Source organism: Agarivorans sp. D1326 (genome assembly GCF_056958115.1).
On record NZ_JBTWEN010000002.1, the window covers coordinates 36,178 to 56,197 of the forward strand.

Annotated in this window: 18 protein-coding genes; 12 read left to right on the top strand and 6 right to left on the bottom strand. The window is 42.4% G+C overall.

Annotated elements, in window-relative coordinates:
* Positions 1 to 90 precede the first annotated feature (90 nt).
* The 8 genes from rsxA (at position 91) to ACYFDN_RS04055 (ending at position 7,808) form a co-directional block, all read left to right on the top strand.
* A complete protein-coding gene (rsxA, locus tag ACYFDN_RS04020; RefSeq protein ID WP_016401451.1) occupies positions 91 to 669 on the top strand; it encodes an electron transport complex subunit RsxA in 579 nt (192 codons plus the stop codon).
* 9 nt (positions 670 to 678) lie between these two features.
* Positions 679 to 1,239 carry an electron transport complex subunit RsxB gene (gene rsxB, locus ACYFDN_RS04025; protein WP_016401450.1) on the top strand — a complete coding sequence of 187 codons (561 nt, stop codon included), beginning with the start codon at positions 679 to 681 and terminating at the stop codon, positions 1,237 to 1,239.
* Positions 1,240 to 3,657 (top strand): electron transport complex subunit RsxC, encoded by a 2,418-nt coding sequence (rsxC, locus tag ACYFDN_RS04030; protein ID WP_483510068.1) that lies wholly within the window; start codon positions 1,240 to 1,242, stop codon positions 3,655 to 3,657. It abuts the gene before it with no gap.
* Positions 3,650 to 4,720, top strand: coding sequence for an electron transport complex subunit RsxD (rsxD, locus tag ACYFDN_RS04035; RefSeq protein WP_483510069.1), 1,071 nt, complete (start codon positions 3,650 to 3,652; stop codon positions 4,718 to 4,720). Before rsxC ends, rsxD begins: the two co-directional genes overlap by 8 nt.
* Complete coding sequence (gene rsxG / locus ACYFDN_RS04040; protein ID WP_483510070.1) at positions 4,710 to 5,342, top strand: electron transport complex subunit RsxG; 633 nt, start codon at positions 4,710 to 4,712, stop codon at positions 5,340 to 5,342. The genes rsxD and rsxG overlap by 11 nt, the downstream gene beginning before the upstream one ends.
* A gap of 12 nt (positions 5,343 to 5,354) precedes the next feature.
* The gene (locus ACYFDN_RS04045; RefSeq protein ID WP_483510071.1) at positions 5,355 to 6,038 is read left to right on the top strand and encodes an electron transport complex subunit E; all 684 of its coding nucleotides are present in this window, start codon (positions 5,355 to 5,357) and stop codon (positions 6,036 to 6,038) included.
* The gene (nth, locus tag ACYFDN_RS04050) at positions 6,035 to 6,667 is read left to right on the top strand and encodes an endonuclease III (protein WP_483510072.1); all 633 of its coding nucleotides are present in this window, start codon (positions 6,035 to 6,037) and stop codon (positions 6,665 to 6,667) included. The genes ACYFDN_RS04045 and nth overlap by 4 nt, the downstream gene beginning before the upstream one ends.
* 211 nt (positions 6,668 to 6,878) lie before the next feature.
* A complete protein-coding gene (locus tag ACYFDN_RS04055) occupies positions 6,879 to 7,808 on the top strand; it encodes a 2OG-Fe(II) oxygenase (protein ID WP_483510073.1) in 930 nt (309 codons plus the stop codon).
* A gap of 42 nt (positions 7,809 to 7,850) precedes the next feature.
* On the opposite strand, the gene ACYFDN_RS04060 is transcribed toward ACYFDN_RS04055, so the two are convergent.
* Positions 7,851 to 8,720, bottom strand: coding sequence for a flagellar protein MotY (locus ACYFDN_RS04060; RefSeq protein ID WP_152784953.1), 870 nt, complete (start codon positions 8,718 to 8,720; stop codon positions 7,851 to 7,853).
* A 120-nt stretch (positions 8,721 to 8,840) separates the two neighbouring features.
* Here ACYFDN_RS04060 and rnt point away from each other — a divergent pair, with 120 nt between their 5' ends.
* The 4 genes from rnt to fabA all read left to right on the top strand — a co-directional run bounded on the left by rnt (position 8,841) and on the right by fabA (position 13,490).
* Entirely contained in the window at positions 8,841 to 9,500 is a 660-nt protein-coding gene (rnt, locus tag ACYFDN_RS04065; protein WP_472590946.1) for a ribonuclease T, read from the top strand.
* 3 nt (positions 9,501 to 9,503) lie between these two features.
* Positions 9,504 to 10,832, top strand: coding sequence for a Na+/H+ antiporter family protein (locus ACYFDN_RS04070; RefSeq protein WP_483510074.1), 1,329 nt, complete (start codon positions 9,504 to 9,506; stop codon positions 10,830 to 10,832).
* Positions 10,833 to 10,883: 51 nt separating this feature from the next.
* Positions 10,884 to 12,875, top strand: coding sequence for an AAA family ATPase (locus tag ACYFDN_RS04075; RefSeq protein WP_483510075.1), 1,992 nt, complete (start codon positions 10,884 to 10,886; stop codon positions 12,873 to 12,875).
* A 78-nt stretch (positions 12,876 to 12,953) separates the two neighbouring features.
* Positions 12,954 to 13,490, top strand: coding sequence for a bifunctional 3-hydroxydecanoyl-ACP dehydratase/trans-2-decenoyl-ACP isomerase (gene fabA / locus ACYFDN_RS04080; RefSeq protein ID WP_016401438.1), 537 nt, complete (start codon positions 12,954 to 12,956; stop codon positions 13,488 to 13,490).
* Positions 13,491 to 13,541: 51 nt separating this feature from the next.
* Here fabA and rmf read toward each other — a convergent pair whose 3' ends face one another.
* The 5 genes from rmf to rlmKL all read right to left on the bottom strand — a co-directional run bounded on the left by rmf (position 13,542) and on the right by rlmKL (position 19,919).
* On the bottom strand, positions 13,542 to 13,718 hold the full coding sequence (rmf, locus tag ACYFDN_RS04085; RefSeq protein ID WP_084681792.1) for a ribosome modulation factor: 177 nt from the start codon (positions 13,716 to 13,718) through the stop codon (positions 13,542 to 13,544).
* Positions 13,719 to 13,866: 148 nt separating this feature from the next.
* Entirely contained in the window at positions 13,867 to 15,693 is a 1,827-nt protein-coding gene (locus ACYFDN_RS04090; RefSeq protein ID WP_483510076.1) for a DUF3466 family protein, read from the bottom strand.
* Positions 15,690 to 17,585 (bottom strand): ATP-binding cassette ATPase Uup, encoded by a 1,896-nt coding sequence (gene uup, locus ACYFDN_RS04095; protein WP_483510077.1) that lies wholly within the window; start codon positions 17,583 to 17,585, stop codon positions 15,690 to 15,692. Before uup ends, ACYFDN_RS04090 begins: the two co-directional genes overlap by 4 nt.
* A complete protein-coding gene (locus ACYFDN_RS04100) occupies positions 17,579 to 17,818 on the bottom strand; it encodes a glutaredoxin family protein (RefSeq protein ID WP_016401435.1) in 240 nt (79 codons plus the stop codon). Before ACYFDN_RS04100 ends, uup begins: the two co-directional genes overlap by 7 nt.
* 4 nt (positions 17,819 to 17,822) lie before the next feature.
* A complete protein-coding gene (rlmKL, locus tag ACYFDN_RS04105) occupies positions 17,823 to 19,919 on the bottom strand; it encodes a bifunctional 23S rRNA (guanine(2069)-N(7))-methyltransferase RlmK/23S rRNA (guanine(2445)-N(2))-methyltransferase RlmL (RefSeq protein ID WP_483510078.1) in 2,097 nt (698 codons plus the stop codon).
* Positions 19,920 to 20,020 lie beyond the last annotated feature (101 nt).

A 20,020-nucleotide genomic window follows, 5' to 3' on the forward strand; every position in this document is an offset into this window, starting at 1 on the left:
TTTTTAGCGCCTTTTCCACATTGAAGTCACGGTTGTTATACGCACCACAAACAAGGATAATAGCGGCTCGTTCCGCTGCATCTTATTTAAATGACTGAATATTTGTTGTTATTAATCAGTACCGTACTGGTTAACAATTTTGTGCTGGTTAAGTTCTTGGGTTTATGCCCATTTATGGGTGTGTCCAGCAAAGTAGAAACCGCCATCGGCATGGCCTTAGCAACCACTTTTGTGCTTACCCTTGCGTCAATGAGCTCCTATTTAGTAGAACAATACATATTGTTGCCGCTAGATATTGTTTATCTGCGCACCATGAGTTTTATTTTGGTTATTGCCGTTGTGGTTCAGTTCACCGAGATGTTTGTGCAAAAAGCCAGCCCTGCACTGCACCGTGTATTAGGCATTTACCTGCCTCTTATCACCTCTAACTGTGCAGTATTAGGTGTGGCGCTACTAAACATTAATGAGCAGCATGATCTATTTGAATCAATTATCTATGGTTTTGGTGCAGCAGCTGGCTTCTCGCTAGTGTTAATTTTGTTCTCAGCAATGCGTGAACGCCTAGTGGTAGCAGATATCCCTCTACCTTTTAAAGGCGCGGCGATCGCCATGATCACAGCAGGGCTTATGTCTTTAGCCTTTGTCGGCTTTACTGGATTAATTAAGTAGTATGTTTAGATGTTAGAAGCACTTATTGCCATCACCCTTCTAGCCTTAGTATTTGGTGGAATACTGGGTTATGCAGCCATCAAATATAAAGTTGAAGGCAACCCCATTGCCGATCAAGTGGAAGCACTGCTACCTCAAACACAGTGCGGACAATGTGGTCATCCAGGTTGTCGGCCCTACGCTGAAGCCATCGCCAACGGCGAAGCAATAAACAAATGCCCACCAGGCGGAGAAGAGACTGTAGTAAAACTAGCGGAATTGCTAGGGGTTGAAGCGATCCCTCTGGATGAGTCAGCCGTAAAAGAAGATGACCGAAAGAAAGTGGCCTACATCGTCGAAGATGCGTGTATCGGTTGTACCAAATGCATTCAAGCTTGCCCTGTAGATGCCATTATGGGCGCAAATAAACATATGCATACGGTTATTACTAAAGAATGTACCGGATGCGAGCTATGTGTGGCCCCCTGCCCAACCGATTGTATTGAAATGCGCCCAATACCAACAACAACCAAAAACTGGGATTGGAAATTGAACCAAATAGATGTCGCAATCATCGAGGAACAAAAATAGATGGTGGCGTGGTTAGACAAAATTAAACAAGGTTTTACTTGGAACTACCAAGGTGGTGTCCACCCAGAAACCAATAAGCAGGATATCAACTGTGGTAAGCCTGAACTAATCAACTTGCCTAACGAGTTAAGCATACCTGTCCAACAGCATATTGGCAGCGCAGGCAAGCTACTAGTAGAAGTTGGCGATAAAGTGTTACGTGGACAAGCCTTAACCGAATCTCAATTCTTTCAAGCGCCACCAGTTCATGCGTCCCTTTCGGGTGAAATCATCGCGATTGAACCAAGAGTTTCTGCGCATGCTTCAGCCATTCCTGAATTAAGTGTCGTTATTCGCGTAGACAAAGAGCAACAAGACGCGCAATGGCCAAGCCCTCTGAGTGATGAAGAATTAAATCCCGAAGCGATTTGCCAACGCGTTCATTTATCGGGTATTTCCGGCATGGGCGGCGCTGGCTTCCCTACTGCTTTAAAAATTACTCCGCATAAACCTTTAGACGTACTGATTATAAATGGCGCAGAATGCGAGCCCTATATTTCGGCTGACGATTGCTTAATGCAGAACTATGCAGCGGAGATAATCGGTGGTGTCGCCTTACTACAAAAAGTACTCAAGCCAACGCTTACCATAGTTGCCGTCGAAGATGACAAACCCAAAGCCATTAAAGCGCTAGAAGCGGTTGGCAATCAAGATATCATCATTCGAAGCATCCCTACCAAATATCCCTCTGGTGGTGAAAAGCAACTTATCCAAGTTCTTACTGGAAAAGAAGTTAAAGCTAACCAGCTACCTATTGACCTAGGCATGCTGGTGCAAAATGTAGGCACTGCTTACGCAGTGTATCAAGCAGTAGAGCTAGGCGAACCGCTAATTTCTAGAGTAGTCACCCTTGCCGGAGATCTAGTCACCAGTCCTAGCAATTACTGGGTGCCGATTGGCACAGCAGTATGCGATGTGATCAACAAAAAGCTACAGGGTGAGCCTAACGCGCCAACCATTATGGGCGGTTCGATGATGGGCTTCATGCTACCCAGCAACCAAGCACCGGTGGTAAAAACAACTAACTGTCTGATTGTTAACAACCCCATGGCTGCTGAAAACGAATCACCGTGTATACGATGCGGTGAATGTGCTCAAGCCTGCCCAATGGGCTTATTACCTCAGCAGTTGTATTGGTACGCCAAAGGGGACGAATTAAATAAAGCGCGCGATTTTAACATAATGGACTGTATTGAATGTGGAGCCTGCGCCTTTGTTTGTCCAAGCGAAATCTCTTTGGTACAACACTACCGAACTGCAAAAGCTAAAATACGCAGCGAAGACATTGCACAAAAAGAAGCCGATATAGCCAAACAACGCTTCGATGCACGCCAAGCTCGTTTAGAAAAAGACAAATTAGAACGTAAAGCGAAACACCAACAAGCAGCTTTACGTAGACAAGCTCAAGCAGAAGACAGCGCTAAGCAAAATAAACCTGATCCTGTCGCAGCGGCCTTAGCAAGAGTCAAAAACAAACAAGCGGCTAGTCCAGCAGCAAAACAAGACGAGACTGGTGAATGGGTACCAGATAACCAAGCGGCTATCGCCGCTAGAGAAGCTCGTAAAGCTGAGCGAAGAGCTCAAAAAGAAGCTAATGAGACTAAAGCCAGCGCTAACCCGGCAGTCGCTGCGGCCATCGCACGGGCTAAAGCTAAAAAAGAAACAGATAACAGTGGGTCGATAAGCGAGTCTAAGCCTAGCGCAAACCCTGCAGTAGCAGCGGCTATCGCGCGTGCTAAAGCCAAAAAACGACAAAATCAAGATAACGAAACTACCGCTGAAGACAACACAGTTGAATCCAGTAATCCAGCTGTGGCTGCTGCCGTTGCTAGAGCTAAGGCGAAAAAAGCACAAGCTCAGCAACAATCGGAACCAACAACCGCCACTAATCCCGCCGTAGCCGCCGCTGTCGCACGGGCTAAAGCTAAAAAACTAGCTAGCCAAGAAGTAAGTGCGGTTCAAGCCAACAACAATCTAGATAAGCCTACGGCTAAATCGTCGGCAAATCCTGCTGTTGCCGCAGCAATAGCCAGAGCTAAAGCAAAAAAAGCCGCGCTAGCAGCCGACGCGTCTGTTGATGCTGGCAAGGCAAACGATCAGGATGATGAAGCTTTAAAGGCCCCTCTTGCTCGAGAGCAATCGGTTCAACAAAATACTCAAGATAGTACTACTAATAACAACAACGCTAAGGCTAAGGCCATCGCAGCAGCGGTTGCAAAAGCTAAGGCCAATAAGAAAGCGGAGGCCGTAGCTGAAGCTCCCGCAAGCCCAGAAAAGCCAGCCAAAAAAGTTAACCCTGCGGTCGCCGCAGCAGTTGCTCGCGCTAAAGCTAAAAAACTAGCAGAACAACAGCGCGAAGAGAAAGATACCAATGAATAGCACTAACATAAAAAGCTCACCTTTCGTTAGAAAGCCCTTAAAAACAAAAACATTGATGTTTTGGGTGATTCTTTGTCTTTTACCAGGTTTATTAGTTCAAAGCTTTCATTTTGGAATAGGCACCATAACCCAAGTATTGCTGGCATCTATGGTTGCGGTGCTAAGTGAAACCTTAGTGCTTATATTACGTAAGCGACCTGTTTGGCCAACCTTAAGTGATAACAGCGCGCTAGTTACTGGCATTTTGATTGGTTTGGCACTTCCAGCCTATGCTCCCTGGTGGATTGCGCTTATTGGCAGTTTCTTTGCAATTGTTGTAGTTAAGCATTTGTATGGGGGTCTTGGGCATAATATTTTTAACCCTGCTATGGCTGCCTACGTGCTTTTATTAGTGTCTTTCCCAGTAACGATGACAAGCTGGATGCCTCCACAAAGTCTGATAGTTGAAAACTTATCTAGCATCGATGGTTTATCGCTCATTTTTAGTGGGTTTACCGTAGACGGTTTTAGCATTAAACAAATTGCCAGCATCGATGGCCATACCATCGCCACACCGCTTGATGAGATGAAAACACAACTTACTTTAGGTTTTACATCCAATGAAATATCAAGCCATGAGATTTACAGTAGTTTTGCAGGGATTGGCTGGCAATGGATTAATTTAGCCTACTTAGCAGGAGGTCTTGCGCTTATCTACTTAAAGGTGATTCGCTGGCATATCCCCTTGGCATTTTTGACCGCCCTATTCGCTTTGAGCCTACTTTCTGCAGCCATCAATCCTGATCATTCAATTCCGGTGCTGCTGCAACTATTCTCCGGCGCTACCATGATTGGCGCATTTTTCATATTGACCGACCCGGTAAGCGCAGCAACGAGCAACCTAGGTAGGATTATTTACGCAAGCTTGGTTGCGTTATTGGTATTTGTTATTCGAAATTATGGCGGCTATCCAGACGCAATCGCCTTTGCTGTATTACTCGCTAATATGGCAGTGCCAATGATAGATCACTTCACCAAGCCCCGAGTTTATGGTTACGGCGAGGGAAATAGTAATGACAACTAAGCGCCAATCAATGACTAAAAACGCAGCGATGTTGGCCCTATTCGCCTTTGCATGCACCTTGTTAGTGGTTATCGTTAATTACTTTACAGAGCCAAGAATTGAACAACAGGTTAAAGCGCAACTGATTAGGTCAACTAATGAAGTCTTATCGGAAGAGGTAGCCAATAGTGCTTACCAGCAACGATGCATAGTAGTTAACGAGCCACAGTTTTTAGGTAACGATAAAGACCAAACCATCCGACTTATTGAATTAAACCAAGAAACAGCGGCTTACGTTTATCAAACCATTGCACCAGATGGTTACAGCGGAGAAATTCGCCTGCTAGTAGGTTTAAATGCAGACTCAACTATTAGCGGTGTGCGTGTTGTACAGCATAACGAAACACCAGGCTTAGGTGATAAAGTTGAAACTAGAAAATCAGATTGGATTTACCAGTTTAATGGACAACGTTTAATGGATGCCAAGGACCCTCGTTGGGCTGTAAAAAAAGACGGTGGTCAGTTTGACGCCTTTACTGGCGCTACTATCACGCCGCGTGCGGTTGTGAAAGCAGTAAAAAACGTGTTGATTTACCACGCCACAAATCAGCAAAGCATTAATGACAATGCGACAGATTGTTAAAGGAGTTATTTGATGAGCGAATATAAACAATTAGCTTGGCAAGGCCTTTGGAAAAACAATCCTGGTTTAGTTCAATTACTCGGCTTGTGCCCTCTTCTCGCGGTTACCTCGACGGTAACCAATGCTCTTGGTTTGGGTGTTGCCACCATGCTAGTACTGATAGCCTCAAACACCACAGTATCACTGATTCGTAAATGGGTGGCTAAAGAGATCCGCATTCCTGTATTTGTTATGGTTATTGCATCCTTTGTGACCTGCATACAACTGTTAATGAATGCCTATACCTACGGCTTGTACCAAAACCTAGGAATATTCATTCCTCTCATAGTGACCAACTGCATCATCATCGGTAGAGCCGAGGCATTTGCTGCACGTAACAGAGTTAAGCCAGCTGCGTTCGATGGATTAATGATGGGAATTGGTTTTGGTTTGGTACTTGTTGCAGTAGGCGCAATTAGAGAGCTTTTAGGAAATGGCAGCTTGTTTTACGGAATTGAACTGCTGTTAGGCGAATGGTCGTCTTTTTTATATGTTCAAATCGTAGATTTTAACGAACACTTTTTGGTTGCGATACTTCCGCCGGGTGCATTTTTGGTGATGGGATTTATCATCGCTCTTAAAAATGTCATAGATAACCGCGCTAAAACCAAACAAGCAGCGTCAGAAACCCTTTCAAACAATACTCAAAGCGCATGAATAAACAAAAAAGATTAGAAATTCTAACTCGACTTAGAGATAACAACCCACATCCAACTACAGAGCTAAACTTTTCTAGCCCTTTCGAGCTGCTTGCTGCTGTATTGTTATCTGCTCAGGCCACCGACGTATCGGTGAACAAAGCTACCGACAAGCTTTACCCAGTTGCTAATACCCCCCAAGCTATTTTTAACTTAGGGGTAGATGAGCTTAAAACTTACATAAAAACAATTGGCTTGTTTAACTCTAAAGCTGAGAACTTAATAAAAACCTGCAAGATCTTGATTGAACAACACGGTGGAGAGGTTCCAGAAAGCCGAGAAGCCTTAGAAGCATTGCCAGGCGTTGGCAGAAAAACAGCCAACGTAGTACTAAATACTGCCTTTGGCTGGCCAACTATCGCAGTAGATACACATATATTTCGGGTTTCTAACCGCACCAAATTCGCCATGGGGAAAAATGTTGATCTGGTCGAAGAGAAATTACTAAAGGTAGTGCCAAAGGAATTTAAAGTAGATGTGCACCACTGGCTAATTTTGCATGGCCGCTATACCTGTGTTGCACGAAAGCCTCGTTGCGGCTCGTGTATTATCGAAGACTTATGTGAATTTAAAGATAAAATCGATTAAGGAAAGAAGCTAGCTAATAGCTGCTATATATCAGTACCTTAGATAAATTGAGTAAAGCGAGTTTATTGGCATTTACAGCAATGCCAGCTGCGATTCTTAATAAAATGTAAATACTGATTCAATTGAATGCCCATTTATCAAAATAGCGAATCATAATAAGTTTGCTCTTAAGCAATTCGGGAACTCCGCTTGCAAAACCAGGAGAGCATAAATGAACAATGCAGCTGTAAACGTAAGCAGTCAATTAGAACAAGCCCAAGCTTTAACCCTACCCTCTAGACAACAAATGCTTGCACGTTCCCCTTCTGTAAACACCTTCTGGAATAGTAACCAACAACTACTAGTTAGTGCATGGAAAGAGTGGGAAACCTCAAGCAATGGCTCGTTACTTGAGGCTAGTGAAACTCTAATAGATGAAAAACTACAAAGCGCAGTAAACTCAGCTTGGGATGACCCATCAACGGAAAACCTAGTTAAAGATTTGTGGCAAGAAGCAGCCCCAGGTGTATACACCGCACAGTTTTTTAAGCCTGAAAAACTTATTGAATTACGCCACTACCTAGATGGCATAGCTACAGCAGGCATTCCTTTAAAGCCACCTTATGGAATAGTGCTAAATAGGCATGGGGCTATGCTTGACGAACGCTCTGAAGGCTACCTTGCTGCCCCTAGTTTTCAGGCGTTTTACCGCAAACTACTCGATAAGTATATGCGTCCAATCGCTCGCCTGTTGCTCCCTGAAGTATACGGATATGACAGCCAAACATTTGGTTTTTCTATTCAGTGGCAAGCAGGAATGGACACTTCATTAAGGCTTCATACCGACGCTTCATCGGTAACAATGAATATTAATATGAACTTGTCCGATGAAAAATTTACGGGCTCAGAAGTTGATTTTTATGATCCTAATACCGGAAGTATTAAAAGACTTTCTTTCGAACCGGGTACAGCAATGATTCATCGTAGCAACGTTGCGCATGTATCACAAGCAATACGAAGTGGTGAACGTACTAACATGGTGCTTTGGTTATATGGCGACCAAATGCAAACGCCGTATGCCAGCAAGCAACAAAATCCAGTTTCTGCTAGGGAGCGTTGGAGTATACCTTCAGGGGTGCGTGACAGAAGTGCGCTGTTCTAAAGATAAATGAAAAAGGTAGAGCAAGTTGCTCTACCTATGTTTTTATAGCAAGTCTTTGCCTAACGAGATAACCACTCTTCGGTTGCGTTCTCTGCCCATGGTGTTGTCGTTACGGGCAACGTGCCTGCGCTCACCATGTCCGGCTACCTCAATGACACTTTCATCTAACCCGCCAGACTTAAAGTAATCTTTAACCATGTTAGCGCGCTTTTCCGAAAGCTCTTGGTTAATCCACTTACCCCCATAACTGTCGGTGTAGGCATCAACCAACACTACATCTATCTCTGGGTCATGTTTTACGTAATCACCTATAAGTTGCAAACGTTTCTTGGAACGCGGGGTCAACTCATTGCTATTCGATTGATAGGTCAAAACTGTAAAGGCGATGTCGTCAAACGAGTACGGAAGTAAGCGCCCTACACATTTTAAAAAGTCGTTGTATTGGGTTTTAAAGTTGATCGAAGAGATGCCAACAGCTGTTGTATTGTTGCTAGCGTACCAGTCATTAAAGTAAAAAGTAGGTACGTTACCGTCTTCTAACTCACTCAGCATTTGCCACGCAGGCTGGGCATTTACGTAGCCATCAAATTGCTGATAAAAGGATAATTCGCTAATACGCTTAGAACTTGCACCTGGCTTCCATTTCGGCGGAACACTTCGTAATGAGACTTGGTGAGTTTCTGCGGAAATCCTGTACATATCCAAATAGAAATCTAGATTTACGTCTTTTGATGAGCGACTAATGAAACTCGCTACGCCAAAAGAGGGAATGAAATGATCCATTCTACATTCAATAGGCGTTTTATTTGACACAACCCAAGTTGAGTCGTCTAGCGATGCTGAATAATTGCGCACGTTTGCTTGAGCAGACATTGCGCTTAATGCCAAAGGCAGCAATAAGTAATGTTTCATTAGCAGAAATCCTCTCTTCTCCATAAATTATCGGCATCTAAGCGATAATCTTTAAAGCAAATTAGCGATTCTTTGCGGCTTTTGTAATAATGCGCGCTTCTAATATTAGTTACCCACATTATGACCATTACTGAACTCACGACCGAATTAATGTCTAGTCGATTTCGCGGCTACTATCCTGTAGTTATCGACATAGAAACAGCTGGCTTTAACGCTAAAACAGATGCGTTACTAGAAATTGCAGCTTGCTTGCTTAGCTTTAACGAACAAGGCGAACTTTATGTTCTAGAAAGCTTACAGTTTAACGTTGAGCCTTTTGAAGGCGCTAACCTAGAACAAGCCGCTTTAGAGTTTACCGGAATAGATCCTAATAACCCTTTGCGTGGCGCAGTAAGCGAAGACTTTGCGCTAAAAGAGATGTTTAAGCCAATACGTAAGGCATTAAAAGCTCATGGTTGTAACCGGGCTGTAATGGTGGCTCACAATGCTGCCTTTGATATGGGCTTTTTTAACGCAGCAGTAGAGCGTTGTAATATTAAGCGTAATCCTTTCCATCCTTTTGTGAGCTTTGATACTACCAGTATTAGTGCCCTAGCCTTAGGCCAAACTGTTTTAGCCAAGGCATGTAAAGAAGCTGGCTTAGAGTTCAGCAACGAAGAAGCACACTCAGCACTATACGACGCGCAAAAAACAGCAGAGCTGTTTTGCCTGATTGTTAACAAGTGGAAAAACCTAGGCGGTTGGCCCTTACCAAAACCAGATCAAGATGAGAACCAATAATCGATGATTGCTAATCCTGTTGTATTGTCGGTTTGCTTAATGTTGGTACTAAGTCTACTGCGTGTAAATGTAGTATTAGCTTTATCGATAAGTGGAATTATTGGCGGGCTTTTATCCGATTTAAGCTTGACGGAAACTATAGCCGCTTTTGAAGCCGGTTTAGGAGATGGCGCTAATATCGCTTTAAGTTATGCTCTGCTTGGTGCGTTTGCTGTAGCCATTGCCAGAAGCGGCTTAACCGATATGATTGCTAACAAGATTGTACGTTTAGTAAATTTGCATAAAGATCAGCACCTTTCTTTGGTGAAGTGGATGATGCTTGGCGCCATCATATTAATGGCAGTAAGCTCGCAAAACCTAGTTCCAGTACATATTGCCTTTATTCCAATATTAATTCCGCCCTTAATCGCTGTATTCAATCAACTAAACATGGATAGGCGAATCATTGCCTGCTGTATCACTTTTGGTTTAGTCACCACTTATATGTGGCTACCCTATGGCTTTGGCAGCATATTTTTAAACCAACTGTTACATGGCAATATTTTGTCGGCAGGCTTAACGATTGATAAAAGCCAGTTACCCATTGCTATGACAATACCAGCCCTAGGAATGGGGTTAGGTCTACTTACAGCCATATTTTTTTCTTATCGGCAGCCAAGAACTTACCAAACAACGATCAATACTAGTGAAAAACGCACAAGTCAAATACAGACTAGCCCCTTAAAAACCAGTTTGAATATCACCATTATAATCGTTGCCTTAGTGGTAAACGTTTATACTGAGTCGATCATTATGGGCGCTTTAACTGGCTTCCTGCTGCTCACTACCGCGTCAGGCTTAAAGCCCCAGAATAGCCAAGACTTGTTTGTTGAAGGCGTTAAATTAATGGCCTTAATTGGATTCATTATGATTGCAGCAAATGGTTTTGCTGGCGTAATGAAAGCTACTGGTGGTGTACCAGAACTAGTAAATAGTGCTCAAAGTATACTTGGTGATAACAAGGCCTTTGCTGCTGCAATGTTGTTGCTAATGGGATTACTAATTACTATGGGAATAGGTTCGTCATTTTCAACCATTCCCATTATTGCCGCTATATACGTTCCACTCGCTCTCTCGCTAGGTTTCTCCGAGTTAGCAACGGTTGCCTTGGTTGGAACATCTGCGGCGCTTGGAGATGCAGGCTCGCCAGCTTCAGACTCTACACTAGGCCCTACTGCCGGCTTAAATAGCGATGGCCAGCATGACCACATATGGGACACCGTTGTACCTACATTCTTGCACTTCAACCTACCACTGTTGGTTTTTGGTTGGATAGCAGCTATTGTTCTATAGAGCTAACAAACTGTTTTAATTACACATTGCACGTTAACACCGGAATACGAATTGACTGAATCAGCCCTAAGCATTGAAAAACTAAAACCTAACTTTTCGCTAGAGAACATAAACCCAACTAACGACATTCAGTGGTCGAGTTTATTACCTATAGCAAAAACTAGTTTTGACCACTTTACTCAAGCCAATAATCATCAACAAGTTATGGTTTGTCAGGCCCCTAGTTTCTTCAATTTGCATTCAGTACTCGCAGACTTTGCCAAAGACCTTAATATTGAGCAACAAGCTTACGTCTTAGTATTCAACCCTACCCAGCCACAGCGCCCTTATTGTGTTGAGCTTTCACAAAAAGCCCAACAAGCTTTTGAGCAAGCTATGTTGCAGATGGAAGATTTGCTAAACAAAGATTTTGGTTCAGAACTTTTAGCCAAAGAGATAGGTGAAGAATTAGCGTTTATGGAAGAGTCTCAATCCGACTCCCTTAGCAAAATTCTAAAAAGACTTAACCAAGCGCAGGTTCCTGAGCAAGTATTAAATCTTATCAAACAGCTATTTGAATACCTTGTTGAGTTGCCTTCTTTCACCTCGATTCAAAAGTTCTATAAAACTTGGCTTAGCAAGCCAACACTAAGTTATTGTCATGAATTTACTAGAGCAACTATTTTTGGCCAATATCTTGCCCAACCTACAGCTGATAGCACAGAGTTAGTGGAAGTAAATTTAGGGTCTATTCATCATTCAGCTTCCGGGATATTGGTGTTAAATGCCGAAGATATTCTTGCAGAAGCGAAGCTTTGGTTTGAACTAAAAGCTAGTTTAACTACCTCAATTTTTTCGTGGGATAAATTGCAAGGCGAAAAGCTAACTAGCCAACCTCAACATTTGTCGGTAACGACCAAGTTAGTACTTATTGGTAATGCCAATGCCATTGCCGATTTATATGAGCTCGACCCAAGTATAAAAAACCTAGGGCTATTAGAAACAGAACTGCCATTAGAAGTAGAAGCAAGCTCAACCAACATCAATTTGTATTTGAGCCACTTAAATGGTGAATTACATCAACGCGGCTTATCCAGCTTAACAACGGAACTTTACGAATGCGTTTTGAACTACGCAGCTAAACTTTGTGAGCATCAACAATATTTAAGTCTAGATGTACAAGAACTAATTGCCCTACTTCAGTCACTAGAGCTCAATCAGTTTGCAGCGAACAGTCAAGGCTTTACCCAAGCACTAAAACACTTAAACGATAACGTTAACAACCAACAAAAGTTTAGTGATCTATCCTATAGAGAAAGACAAACAAACATTTGTTTATGCGGTGAACAGGTTGGCCAAATAAATGGTTTATCGGTTATCGACTTCGCTGGCTTAGGTTTATCATTTGGTGAGCCCATCAGAATAACTGCAAATGTGTTTCAAGGTGACGGCGACTTTAACGATATAGAAAGAAAAGCAGAACTAGCAGGGAATGTTCACGCTAAATCAATGATGATCATTCATGGCTTTCTAAATCAATTGTTTGCCTCTGAGCATCATTTCCCTTATTCCGGCAACGTAGTATTTGAACAGTCTTATCATGAAATAGATGGTGACAGTGCTTCTCTCGCATCAGCCTTGGCTTTACTAAGCGCTATCTCAAAGCTTCCAATTCAGCAAAATACCGCAGTAACCGGCGCCTTAGATCAAAAAGGCAATGTATTAGCCGTAGGCGGCATAAACGAAAAGATCGAAGGTTATTTAAGGGTTACGCAACTTGTAAATACCAACCAGCCTATCCAGGTAGTAATACCGGAGGCTAACCTTAATCAACTGAATCTTTCGCAAGAGGTTTTAAACGCGGTTGAGCAAAAACAACTAAGCATTTTTGTTGTTTCTACCATTAGCCAAGCGGTGCCCTATTTGTTCAATCTGCCTGCTGGCGACCTACTCGATGAAGAAAGTGTTTACGGAAAAATCAACAAATTAATCAATCTACCAAACGATGAACCTGGTTTAATTCGCTGGCTTTTAAAGAAAGTATCTGACTTATTCAAGTTTTAGCGAAATTTTCGGACATCGGACTTGTTTAGCTTACACGTGTTAGCTAAAGTATCGGCAAATTTTTTAAAGGTATAATTCATGACTCAGGTTTCGCAAAAAGAACTAGGTAAAACTAGCTATGAACGCCAAGAATTGCTTGATTGCAGCCAAGGCCTTTTATTCGGTGAAGGAAACAGTAAGTTACCCGCACCAAACATGCTAATGATGGACCGCATTCTAAAAATCACCCACGAAGGTGGTGAGTTTGGCAACGGCGAAATCGTTGCTGAGTTAGATATTAACCCTGATTTATGGTTTTTTGATTGTCACTTCCCAGGTGACCCAGTAATGCCTGGCTGCTTAGGCTTAGACGCAATGTGGCAGCTTGTTGGATTTTTCTTAGGTTGGAGTGGCGGTCCGGGTAAGGGGCGAGCTTTGGGTGTTGGCGAAGTTAAATTCACTGGCCAAGTATTACCTACAGCTAAGAAAGTCACCTACCGCATTCAGATGAAGCGTGTAATTATGCGTAAATTAGTTATGGGTATTGCGGACGGCATTGTAGAGGTAGATGGTCGTCAGATTTACTCAGCAAATGATTTGAAAGTAGGTTTGTTTACCGACACATCAACTTTTTAGTATTCCTAATACGCTGATAGTAAAAAGCCCTATTTATAGGGCTTTTTTTATTTAGTTATTGTCTAATCCTGAAACGCGTTCTTCAACAGCCTCACGCCACCCACCGTACCAATGACCTCTTGCGTCTGCTCCACCATACGGACAGGTCTCTTTAGACCTTCCTGATAACCCTGCTTGATAACCTTTGGCATGCGCTCTTTCTAAACGATCGCGTTTTTGTCTTTTCATAGACTTCTTCCTCATCAAGATCAGAAAACAAATCAGGAGCCCACTTGGACTCCTGATCTACTATCGCTTATCGTTTTTAAAAAATCAAAAACTAAATTTTTAAGTATTCGCTAACTAATTGATATTTTTGTTGCACTAAAAAGACAATTTATCTTTTTATGAAACGCCTCACAAAAACAACAGGTAAGAGCAGTAAGCCTAACCACAAGCTAGAAGCCCCTTTACGCTCATACTTCACTTCTTCAATTTGTGGGCAAGTTGCTAAGTCATCGATATCTGTCACCGCAGGGTTTCTTACCAATTTAAGTAAAACCGCACGAGGATTTACTCCATTAATAAACTCTTCAGCACTTTCATAGTGATAACCGTTGGCAAATATTTCACCTTCATCATTAATATGAGTTGCAAACTCGAACCGGTACAGCGGTATCTGTGGCGTTCCGTCTTGCTCATAACAGGTTAATTGATTAAGCGTCCAGGTGTATGTCTTGTTACCTTCTAGGTAACGATTGTAATCTAATAAGATACCCGTTTGTCTACGTGTAGTACCATTATAAGCTGGCTGTTCTTCACTATCCCCATCTCGCCAACCTACGATTAAACCGCTATTATTGATATCGCTGAATTCGCTGTTAGCACCAGAAAATGGCTTGTTACGTAATGGCCAATTTACCTCTTGGTAGGTTGCTGAATTTTCATCACCATCATATACAAAACCTTCTACCGGACGGTTACGTGATTTAACTTCTACGTATCGCAAATTACCGACAATTAAGTTGGCGTCGTTTACTGAATTTGCCCAAGTATGGGATACGGAGTCTTCAAACTTGTCATTATCACCATCAATCCGAATATTTGGTATTTTATTTAGACTATAAGTACCATCACCATTGTCGGTATAGTAAGTAGCGCGGCCACGTGAACCGTTAGTGCTGTCATAGACATCATCTGAAGATATACCTACCAATATCTCGTTATTGGCATCTTTTACCAAGTTAAAATCTGGAGCATTGCCATAACGAGAACGAACGTAGCCTTCAACTAGTTGTTGCCCAACTACTTGCTCTCCATCTATTGCGTCTGTAATGTCCCATACCCATGCTTGAGTATCAAAACCTGAACAACGGTAGTAGTTTTCTCGGTTACCTGTTTGACACTCACCAAAGCTGTCGCTATTGGAATAACTGACACTACCTATGCCAATAACAAGGGTACGGCCATCTTTTTCGATAATTTGTAAGCCTGATGATAACCCACCTTTATCATCTTCTAGCTCGCCACTACTGTTAAAGGCTGTTGGTAGCAAAGTAACTTTAGCTTGGTCGCTTAAGCGCAAAGCAAACCCACGTTGAATAAAGTCCCTTGTATAATTTCCACCATCAGGATTGCTAAATGGCGCTGAGTCGTAGCCTACAGCCCAACCTAATTCACTATTGATATCATTCACTCGTGTATCAGTTGTGTAGTCACTGTTAGCAATATCATCGAAAATATAAAGTTTTTCGTTAATGGTATCCCAAGTAGGCAACGGCGGCAGGTTCTTGCCATCGGTATGCATCCCACTAATATTTCGATTGGCTAAGAAAGAGAGCACATTAGATTGGTACAAAACGGTTCTTTGTTCTCTTAAGCGTTTACGATAGGTATCGTAAAAACTATTATCTCCGTAGAAGAACAAGTCACATACTTCGCTAGCGTACTGGCAGCCATAGTCAAAAGTGGTTCTGTCGGAAAAGTCGTAAAAGCGAAAAGCACTTCTAAAAGTTTGAGCACTACCCGCTACATACTCCCCATCATTACTTGCGGCAGTAACAACTAGGTCACCATTAGCTTCGACAAGTCCGTTACTGGTTTCTAGTGGAATTTCTTCTATAAGATAATAGGATTCGGTTTGTGCTGCTTGAGCAAAGCTAGCAGACAATACTAAAGGCGCGAATGCCATTGCTAAAGAGCGTTTCATCATAGACTTCTTCATGAATTTTTTAGTTCTTCCAATTCTTCCCAGCGCATAAACAGGTCTTCTAAACTCTGCTCTGCTTTGGCTAAATCATTTAAAGTATTTTGAACGACGTCTTGTTCTAAATTAAAGAACTCAGGTTCATTTACTTTACTTTGTAATTCTTCTACTTGCGCCTCGGCAGCTTCCAATTTTTCGGGTAGCTGGTCAAGTTCCAGTTTCAATTTATATGACAACTTCTTCGATTGTTTTTGGGCTCGCTGACTAGAATCAGTTTTCTCAACAGCTTTTACAACAGGCGCTTTTTGCCGGTTTTCTATGTAATCTGCTACTTCAGAATATCCGCCTACATAGCTGTCTACATTACTGTTTCCATCAAAGAACCAAACATGACTTGCTGTATTGTCGATAAAGCTTCTGTCATGGCTAACCAATAACACTGTTCCTGGATATTGGCTTACCAACTCTTCTAGTAACTCCAGCGTTTCGACATCCAAATCGTTGGTTGGTTCATCTAAAACCAACAAATTGGCTGGTTTCAAGAATAATTTTGCCAACATGAGTCGATTTTTTTCGCCACCAGAAAGCGCTTTAACCGGAGTAAATGCGCGTTTAGGGTGAAATAAAAAGTCTTGTAGGTACCCCATCACATGGCGTTTATTACCGTTGATTTCAATTTCTTGTTTACCGCCAGCTAAATTATCTAGCAAGGTTTTTTCTGGGTCTAGCTCTTGGCGATACTGATCGAAATAAGCAACATTGAGATTAGTCCCTATTTTTAGCTTGCCTGAGCTTGGAGTTAACTGCTCAAGTAACAACTTGATAAGGGTTGATTTTCCACAGCCATTGCCTCCAACTAGCGCAATTTTGTCGCCTCGCATAACCAATAAGTCTAGCGGGGAGATAATAGGATAGGCATCGTCAGGGTAACCGAAACTTAGTTGCTCGGCTTCAAATACAATCTTTCCTGAACGCAAACCATCGTCGATTTGCATATTGGTAGTACCTTGGCGATTAACGCGTTCACTGCGTTCATTACGCATAGCTTTGAGCGCTCTAACTCGCCCTTCATTACGGGTTCTACGCGCTTTAATACCTTGACGAATCCAGGCCTCTTCTTCTGCCAAACGTTTGTCGAACAACGCATTTTGCTCTTCTTCAACACGTAGCCACTCTGCTTTACCATCTAAGTAGGCATCGTAGTTGCCGGGCCAGGAGGTAAGCACACCACGGTCTATGTCTACAATTCTGGTGGCGATTTTACGAATAAAAGCCCTATCGTGACTAATAAACACAATAGTGCCTTTAAAATTAAGCAAAAACTCTTCTAGCCATTTGATGGTATTAATATCCAAATGGTTAGTCGGTTCATCAAGCAGCAAAATATCTGGATCACCTGCCAACGCTTTTGCTAACGCAACTTTTCTTAGCCAACCACCGGAAAGGCCTTGCAAAGGAGCTTCTCCATCTAGCTTCATGGTTGTGAGAACTTGTTGAATTTCGTTATCAAATTTCCAGCCGTCTACAACATCTATCTCATGCTGTATTTGTTGCATACGTTTTAATTCGCGTTCACTGGAGTTTTCATTGATATTCGACGTTAAGTGGTGAAACTCGCTGAGCAATTTACCCATATGTGGTTTGCCTTCAGCGACGTAATCAAAAATACGTTGCTCACTCGCCTCAGGTGGATCTTGCTGTAATCGGGTGATGACAACGTCATTAACTAGTTGACGTTGGCCTGAGTCTAACTGAATAGCGCCTTCGATTACTTGCAACAAGGTACTCTTGCCAGCACCATTACGACCAACTAGACATACTCGTTCAGCTTTGTTTATTTGAACATTTGCTTTGTTTAACAGTGGCGTGTCGCCATATGCTAAAAAAGCGTCTTGTAAGTTTACTAACACGCACAACTCTCTATAAATTGTTCTAACTGGCTCGCGTCAAAAGGCCAGTTAATTCGTTGTTGACTGGGTTCGTGACACAACACAGGAATGCTATAACGGTATTGCTCGACTAAAGACTCGTCTTCGATTATGTCTTGTTCTTTTAGCTCATTAATATTGGGGTTAGCTAAAATTAACGCACGAGCATCCTCGCAAAGATGGCAACCATCAGTACTATATAAAACCCAAGTCATACCACTATTCCTTGTGTATCATCCAACAATTATGAATTTGTTTATTACGTTCAAAATCAGGCGATAAAGACTGACTTGAAATATTCTTAACTTTAAGCCCCAGCTTTGCTAAGGCTTCTATATCCATTTTGAATTGGCGTTTATTGTTTGAAAAAATCAACTGTCCACCCGGGTTAAGCAAGCGCGAAACCGAGCCTAGCAAATCAACGTGATCTTTTTGAATATCAAACACTTCATCCATCTTTTTTGAATTTGAAAAAGTAGGTGGATCAAGAAAAATCAAATCCCAACGTTGTGATATTTGTGTTTTTAGCCAAGCCATACAATCAGCACGAATAAACTCATGTTTGCTAATCGGAAGCTGGTTTAATCTAAAGTTGTCTTTTGCCCAGTTTAAATAGGTATTAGACATATCTACAGTTGTAACTTTAGAAGCCCCACCAAGTGCTGCATGAACCGAAGCTGAGCCGGTGTATGCGAAAAGATTGAGAACCTTTTTACTTTGGCTATGCTGTTGAATGTAATGCCGCATGTTCCGGTGATCTAAAAACAAACCAGTATCTAAATAATCGGTAAGATTAACGTAAAACTGAGCGCCATATTCTTGAACAACAAAGCGCTCTTTTTCGTCGCTATTACGTTCATATTGCTGGCGCCCTTTTTGTTGAGCACGTTGCTTAATTACTAACTTATCGTTAGCCACTAAGTCACTTTGTAAAAGCCCGGTTAGCAAATCCATTAAACGACGACGCGCTTTCGCGGGTTCAATACTCTTTGGAGCTCGATACTCTTGTACAATCACATAGTCGTCGTAGCAATCTACAGCCACATTGTATTCGGGTAAGTCTGCATCATATAAACGGTAACAAGTTATGTTGTCTCGCTTGATCCATTTCTGCAGCTTTTTCTTGTTTTTAAGCAATCGGTTTACAAAGTCTTCCGCATATTTACGTTGAGTCCCCTGCCCACCTTCGCCAATTTGGTAGATTTTCAGCACACAGTTAAGTGCACCATTTAAAAACTTATATTGCTTGTCACTACGCAGGCGCAGATAGTCGAGTAATTCTGGAGCAGCGGTAAACAGCGACAAACGCCAGCCAGGATAGTTTTCGCGTACGCTCGCACCAAAGGATAAGAATAAGCCGATAAGCTTAGTTAGCTCGCCGAGACGCTCACCATAAGGCGGATTGGACAAAATAAGTCCGGGCTCACTTGGCGCAGCCGGCAGATTCGCAGCATCATGAACATGTACTGAAATAATGTCACTAAGTCCAGCACGCTCGATGTTCGATTTAGCTAATGTAACCATGCGACGATCTATATCGTAGCCAATAAGACGCTGTTTACAATTTGCTAAGCCATATTGGGCTCTGGCTTTGGCATCGTTTCGAATGTCTTGCCAAGCAGAAGACGCAAAGTTGCGTAAGCGCTCAAACCCAAATTGTCGATTTAAACCAGGTGCGATGTCGGCGGCTTGCATAGCCGCTTCAATCAAAATTGTCCCGGAACCACACATTGGATCAATTAGATATTTTTCTTGCCAGTTACTACGAATCGCCAAGGCCGCAGCAAGGTTTTCTCTAACTGGTGCTTCACCTTGTTCTAAACGATAACCTCGTCGGTGGAGGGCTACGCCAGATAAATCAATTGAAATGGCTAAATGTTTACCCGCTAAACGAACCACTATTCGCGCGTCTTCGTCGGTTTTAGCCACATTGGGGCGAACGCCTTCCAGCTTATTAAATTGATCAACAATGGCATCTTTTACTTTAAGCGCACCAAACTGGCTATTGTCTATATAGTGGTTTGTTCCACTACAATGCACCGAGAACGTTTGATCTACACTAAAGTACTTATTCCAACGTACTGAATAGGCAGCTTCATATAGCTCATCAACGTTTTCTGCTTGAGTCTCTACTAAGCGCAACAATATGCGAGAGGCAACACGTGACCACATACAAATTTTGTAGGCGGTTGGCCAGTCACAACTAAAGCTAACACCGGCTACTGTTTGTTTGCAGTTTTCTGCACCCAGCGCGGTAATTTCATCTAAACATAAGCTTTCTAAACCTTTAGCGGTCGAAGCGAAAAAATCTGCCATTTCGATACTCTATTTATTTAACCCGTGGATTATACCTGTTTTGCTAAGGATCAGTAGTAAAAGCCTCATTCGGATAAATAATCGGCACTTGGATAATTAAA

Coding starts and splice junctions, on each gene's coding strand:
- ACYFDN_RS04045 (WP_483510071.1), top strand. CDS start 5,355: ATGAGCGAATATAAACAATTAGCTTGGCAAGGCCTTTGGAAAAACAAT.
- ACYFDN_RS04060 (WP_152784953.1), bottom strand. CDS start 8,720: ATGAAACATTACTTATTGCTGCCTTTGGCATTAAGCGCAATGTCTGCT.
- ACYFDN_RS04100 (WP_016401435.1), bottom strand. CDS start 17,818: ATGACTTGGGTTTTATATAGTACTGATGGTTGCCATCTTTGCGAGGAT.
- rsxA (WP_016401451.1), top strand. CDS start 91: ATGACTGAATATTTGTTGTTATTAATCAGTACCGTACTGGTTAACAAT.
- rsxB (WP_016401450.1), top strand. CDS start 679: ATGTTAGAAGCACTTATTGCCATCACCCTTCTAGCCTTAGTATTTGGT.
- rsxD (WP_483510069.1), top strand. CDS start 3,650: ATGAATAGCACTAACATAAAAAGCTCACCTTTCGTTAGAAAGCCCTTA.
- rsxG (WP_483510070.1), top strand. CDS start 4,710: ATGACAACTAAGCGCCAATCAATGACTAAAAACGCAGCGATGTTGGCC.
- rmf (WP_084681792.1), bottom strand. CDS start 13,718: ATGAAAAGACAAAAACGCGATCGTTTAGAAAGAGCGCATGCCAAAGGT.
- fabA (WP_016401438.1), top strand. CDS start 12,954: ATGACTCAGGTTTCGCAAAAAGAACTAGGTAAAACTAGCTATGAACGC.
- rnt (WP_472590946.1), top strand. CDS start 8,841: ATGACCATTACTGAACTCACGACCGAATTAATGTCTAGTCGATTTCGC.
- rlmKL (WP_483510078.1), bottom strand. CDS start 19,919: ATGGCAGATTTTTTCGCTTCGACCGCTAAAGGTTTAGAAAGCTTATGT.
- ACYFDN_RS04070 (WP_483510074.1), top strand. CDS start 9,504: ATGATTGCTAATCCTGTTGTATTGTCGGTTTGCTTAATGTTGGTACTA.
- ACYFDN_RS04090 (WP_483510076.1), bottom strand. CDS start 15,693: ATGAAGAAGTCTATGATGAAACGCTCTTTAGCAATGGCATTCGCGCCT.
- rsxC (WP_483510068.1), top strand. CDS start 1,240: ATGGTGGCGTGGTTAGACAAAATTAAACAAGGTTTTACTTGGAACTAC.
- nth (WP_483510072.1), top strand. CDS start 6,035: ATGAATAAACAAAAAAGATTAGAAATTCTAACTCGACTTAGAGATAAC.
- ACYFDN_RS04055 (WP_483510073.1), top strand. CDS start 6,879: ATGAACAATGCAGCTGTAAACGTAAGCAGTCAATTAGAACAAGCCCAA.